This is a genomic window from Streptomyces chilikensis, assembly GCF_001642695.1.
Taxonomy (GTDB): Bacteria; Actinomycetota; Actinomycetes; order Streptomycetales; family Streptomycetaceae; genus Streptomyces; species Streptomyces chilikensis.
In genome coordinates this window covers 2632566-2637909 of sequence record NZ_LWCC02000005.1, presented here as the reverse complement: position 1 = coordinate 2637909, position 5344 = coordinate 2632566, and the positions used below count along the sequence as shown (strand labels likewise).

At 74.5% G+C, this 5344-nt stretch carries 4 protein-coding genes; 2 read left to right on the top strand and 2 right to left on the bottom strand.

Annotated elements, in window-relative coordinates; genetic code table 11:
• Positions 1-464 precede the first annotated feature (464 nt).
• Complete coding sequence (locus A2U95_RS11850) at positions 465-1040, bottom strand: dihydrofolate reductase family protein (RefSeq protein WP_166022095.1); 576 nt, start codon at positions 1038-1040, stop codon at positions 465-467.
• 600 nt (positions 1041-1640) lie between these two features.
• On the opposite strand from A2U95_RS11850, the gene gad reads away from it, so the two are divergent.
• Both gad and A2U95_RS11840 read left to right on the top strand, forming a co-directional pair.
• Positions 1641-3062, top strand: a complete 1422-nt coding sequence (gad, locus tag A2U95_RS11845; protein ID WP_166022094.1) for a glutamate decarboxylase — start codon at positions 1641-1643, stop codon at positions 3060-3062.
• A gap of 76 nt (positions 3063-3138) precedes the next feature.
• Positions 3139-4008, top strand: coding sequence for a class II glutamine amidotransferase (locus tag A2U95_RS11840; RefSeq protein ID WP_166022093.1), 870 nt, complete (start codon positions 3139-3141; stop codon positions 4006-4008).
• 111 nt (positions 4009-4119) lie between these two features.
• On the opposite strand, the gene A2U95_RS11835 is transcribed toward A2U95_RS11840, so the two are convergent.
• A complete protein-coding gene (locus A2U95_RS11835) occupies positions 4120-4980 on the bottom strand; it encodes a 3-hydroxybutyryl-CoA dehydrogenase (RefSeq protein ID WP_166022092.1) in 861 nt (286 codons plus the stop codon).
• Positions 4981-5344 lie beyond the last annotated feature (364 nt).

Here is a 5344-nt window from a genome sequence, read left to right as displayed (position 1 = left end):
GGCCGGTCGCCCCGCACGTACCGCAGCGGTGCGCCCGGCCCGCCCGCCGTCTCCACGGCCCGCAGGCCACCCCTGCGGCCCGCCCGCCGTCCCGCCCGACTGCTTGCCCTTTCCGCGGCCCGCAGGCCGCCTCAGCGGCCCGCCGCCTCCGCGGCCCGCAGGTCGCTTCCGTGGCACGCCCGCTGTCTCGCCGACTGCTTGCCGTTTCCGTGGACAGCACGCTGCCTCGCCGAATGCCCGCCGCCTCAGCGGCCCGCAGCCGGTCTCGCCGACCGTCCGCCGCCCCGCGGACCGCAGGTCGCCTCCGCGGACCGCCGGGCCCCGTGCCGGGCTCCCGGCACGGGGCCCGCGGCCGGGGCCGCCCTCGGTCCGTCTCCCCGTCCTCACCGGCGCGGGCCCGGCCTGGCGTCCGCGCCCTTCCCGCCGCGCGACCGCGGAACCGGCGGTCCGGCGGCAGGCCGGGATCAGTGCGGGACCGGCCGGTAGACGAGTTCCTGGACGCGGCCGTCGAGCGTCCGGCTCTCGATCAGCTCCAGGTCGAAGTCCGCGGCGCCGCGGAAGAGCGGGTCCAGCCCGGTCCGGCCGGTGATGACGGGGAAGATCGTCACCTGCAGCCGGTCGACCAGGCCCGCGGCCATCAGCGCCCGGTTCATCGACAGGCTGCCGTGCGAGCGCAGCGGCACCCCGGACTCCTCCTTGAGCCGGGCCACGACCTCGACCGCGTCACCGCTGACGAGGGTCGCGTCCCGCCAGTCGAGCGGACCCTCCAGCGTCGTCGACACCACCGTCGCCGGCAGGTTCCTCAGCCGCGTGACCCACGCGTCGTGCACCCCGGGCTCCCCGCCGTCCGACGCCAGCAGCCGCGTGAACGCGCGGTAGGTGTTGGCCCCCATGACCATCCGCTGCTCCACGCTGTACTGGGCGAGGCGGTGATGGAGCAGCTCAGGGCCCTGCTTGCCCCAGTAGCCGCCCCAGTCCCCGCCGGCGGCGCCGTAGCCGTCGAGGCTGGAGAAGACGTCGAAGGTGTACAGGGCGGGCATGGCGTTCTCCTCGGGCGTGGTCACCGGCCGACGCCCGGCCGGTGACCGGCCGGTGACCGGCCGGGCGGTGCACGAGGGCACGGGGCAGGGCCGGGCGGGGTGATGGAACCGGGCGGGCTGCGCCCACCGTCGCACCCCGCGCCTCCGGCACGCCGGTACAACCCGGCGTCGCGCCCGGCCCGCGTGCCCCCGACCACCCGGATGGCAGGCCGCCGGCGGGAGGGGCGGCGCCCCGTGGCCGTCCGGGGACCGGACGCGCGTCCGCGGGGCGTCGGCCGCACGGGTGAAAACCCGTCCTCCGCGCCGTGCGGGTGATCCGGGCCGGAGGAACGCGCCCGCCGGCCGCCTCCCCGCCCGGGGCGCCGGCGTCCGGCGTGCCGCCCACGGGCGAACGGCGCGCCGTGGCACGGCGCGCGGGGCCCGCCCGGCCCCACCGGTGACGAGAGGACGCCGGCGGGCCTCCGCCGGAAGGCGGAGGGGCACGGGCGGTCGTCGTTCCGCAAGCGGAAGCCGCCGGCGCGGCCCGGCCTGGTTCACGACGCGCACCGCGGGGGACTCCCGCCGGAGGCATACCCATCCCCGCGGAGAGGGCGAGTGCGCATGACGGTCCGGCACGATGCCCACGGCGAGAGCCGTGACCTGCAGGTCAACCCCGTGTTCAGCCGTGAACCCGTACGGGTGCCCCGGTACGAGATGCCGGACGGGGAGATGGAGCCGGACACCGCCTACCAGGTGGTGCACGACGAGCTGATGCTCGACGGCAACGCCCGGCAGAACCTGGCGACGTTCCTCTCCAGCTGGGCCGAACCCCAGGCGATGCGGCTGATGACCGAGTGCGCCGAGAAGAACATGATCGACAAGGACGAGTACCCGCAGACCGCGGAACTCGAGGCCCGGTGCGTGCACATGCTGGCCCGGCTCTGGCACGCCGACGATCCCCGGCGGGCGATGGGCTGCTCGACCACCGGATCGAGCGAGGCGGCCATGCTGGGCGGGCTGGCGCTCAAGCGGCGCTGGCAGCACCGCCGCCGCGCCGAGGGCAGGGCGACCGACCGGCCCAACCTGGTCATGGGCGGCAACGTGCAGATCTGCTGGGAGAAGTTCGCCGACTACTTCGAGGTCGAACCCCGCTGCGTGCCCATGGAGGGCGACCGCTACCACCTCACGCCCGACAAGGCGGTCGAGCGGTGCGACGAGAACACCATCGGCGTCGTCAGCGTGCTCGGGTCCACCTTCGACGGGAGCTACGAGCCCGTCGAGGAGATCGCCGCGGCCCTGGACGACCTCCAGGCCCGCACCGGACTGGACGTCCCCCTCCACGTCGACGGCGCGTCGGGCGCGATGATCGCCCCCTTCCTCGACCCGGACCTGCGGTGGGACTTCCGGCTGCCGCGGGTCGCCTCGATCAACACCTCCGGCCACAAGTACGGCCTGGTCATGCCCGGTGTCGGCTGGGCGCTGTGGCGGGACGCCGACGCCCTGCCCGACGACCTGGTCTTCCACGTCAACTACCTCGGCGGCGACATGCCGACCTTCGCGCTGAACTTCTCCCGGCCGGGCGCCCAGGTCGTCGCCCAGTACTACAACTTCCTGCGCCTCGGCTTCGACGGCTACCGGCGGGTCCAGCAGACCTGCCGCGACGTCGCCACCCGGCTGGCCCGGGAGATCGCCCGGCTCGGCCCCTTCGAACTGATCACCGACGGCAGCGACATCCCCGTCTTCGCCTTCCGGGTGCGCGAGGGCATCGACCACTTCAGCGTCTTCGACGTCTCCGCCGGCCTGCGCGAACGCGGCTGGCTGGTTCCCGCGTACACCTTCCCCGCCGACCGCACCGACCTGGCCGCCCTGCGCATCGTGGTCCGCAACGGCTTCAGCCACGACCTGGCCGACCTGCTCCTGGCGGACCTGCGCCGCCTCCTGCCCCGGCTGGACACGCAGCACCGCCCCCACCGGGCCGACGAGGCCGGCGGCTTCGCCCACGGCGCGGAGACCCGCAACCCCCGCCGTCCCGGCCGGCACTGACGGCCGGACCCCGAACCGCCGGCCCGGCGCGGCGTGCGCCGCGAAGGGCCGGCCGACCCCACGGAGGTGAAAGGCCGTGTGCCGTCTCCTCGGCCTCAGCAGTGCCCCGCGGCGTACGCACGCCACCTTCTGGCTCCTCGACGCCCCCGACAGCCTCAGCCGGCAGAGCCACCGGGACCCCGACGGCACCGGCCTCGGCCACTTCACCGCGGACGGCACCCCGCGCGTCGACAAGGCGCCCATCGCGGCCTACCGCGACCGCGCGTTCGCCCAGGAGGCCCGGCAGGAGGAGTCGTCCACCTTCGTCGCCCACATCCGCTTCGCGTCCACCGGCGGCCTCGATCCGCGCAACACCCACCCCTTCGAGCAGGACGGGCGGCTCTTCGCGCACAACGGGGTCGTCGAGGGCCTCGACGAGCTCGACGACCACCTGGGCGAGGACCGGTCACGGGTGAAGGGGGACACCGACTCCGAGCGGTTCTTCGCCCTGATCACCCGGGAGACCCGACGGCACGGCGGCGACGTCACCGCGGGCATCCGGCAGGCGGCCCGCTGGATCGCCGCCCACCTGCCCGTCTACGCCCTGAACCTGGTCCTCGCCGGCCCGCGGGAGCTGTGGGCGCTGCGCTACCCCGACACCCACGACCTGTACGTCCTCGAGCGCCGGGCCGGCGGCACGCACGGCGACCGGCACCTCGACCACACCGGCAGCAACGGCCGCATGCGCGTCCACTCCTCGGCCCTCGCCGAGCACCCCGCCGTCGTCGTCGCCAGCGAACGCATGGACGACGACGCCCACTGGCGCGCGATGGAACCCGGCGAGCTGCTCCACGTGGGCCCCGGCCCCCGCGCCACCGGTCAGGTCGTCCTCGCCGATCCCCCCGCCCACCCGCTCTCCCTCGACGACCTGCACCCCGCCGCGGCCGCCTCCCAGCGGGCGGCCTGACGGCCGCCCGGCCGGGTCCAGGCCCTTCCGTCCGGCAGGCGGTCGCGGCACGACGACGGGCCCCGAGCCGGACTCCCGGCGCAGGACCCGTCGTCGTGCGATGGCGCGGCGTCAGCCGTACGTGTAGAAACCCGACCCCGTCTTGCGGCCCAGGCGGCCGGCGTCGACCATCCGCTGCAGCAGCGGGGGAGCGGCGTACAGGGGCTCCTTGTACTCCTCGTACATCGAGTACGCGACCGAGGCCACCGTGTCGAGGCCGATCAGGTCGGAGAGCTTGAGCGGGCCCATCGGGTGGGCGCAGCCCATCTCCATGCCGTTGTCGATGTCCTCGCGGCTGGCGATGCCCGACTCGAACATCCGGATCGCCGACAGCAGGTACGGGATCAGCAGCGCGTTGACCACGAAGCCGGAGCGGTCCTGGGCCCGGATGGAGTGCTTGCCGAGGGCCTTCTCGGCGAACAGCTGCGCCCGGCTCAGGGTGCCCTCGGAGGTGGTCAGCGCGGGGATCAGCTCGACGAGCTGCTGCACCGGCGCCGGGTTGAAGAAGTGGATGCCGACCACCTGGTCCGGACGCGAGGTGGCGACTGCCAGCTTCACGAGCGGGATGGAGGAGGTGTTGGAGGCGAGGATGGCGTCCGGGCGGGTGACCACCTGGTCCAGCACCTGGAAGATCTCCGTCTTGACCTGCTCGTTCTCGACGACGGCCTCGATCACCAGGTCGCGGTCGTGGAACTCGCCGAGGTCGGTGGTGAAGTCCAGGCGCGCCTCGGTGGCCTCGCGCTCCTCCTCGGTGAGCTTGCCGCGCTCCACCGCCCGCTGGAGGGAGGTGAAGACCCGGGTGCGCCCGATCTCCAGGGCTTCGCCGGTGGCCTCGGCGACCTTCACGTCCAGACCGGCGCGGGCGCAGACCTCGGCGATGCCGGCTCCCATCTGGCCGGAGCCCACCACTCCCACGCGTTCGATGTCGCTCACATCGTCCCTTTCGTGATCATCATCGGGTCGGACAGGGTGCCGTCGGTCGGCGCCTGCTCCGATCGAGCACGTTACCTTCGCGGCTCCGACGATCGATCATTCGGGTGGGGCATGCTGGGTGACCGTTGTCGAAGTGGTACCGCCCGTGCGCGGGCGGCCGCGAATCGTGAGGACCCGCGGTACGTCTCCCCGGGGAGCCGGGCGTGGTCCGATGGAGGTACGGCTGATGGTTCGGCTTTCCCGCAGGACGTTCGCCGCGAGCGCGCTGGCCGCCCTCCCGGCCCTCCTCGCCACCGGAGCGGGGGCCGGAGCCGCGGGGGCCGCCGCGCCGGCGACGCGCTCCGGGGCGGCGGCGGGCGGCGGC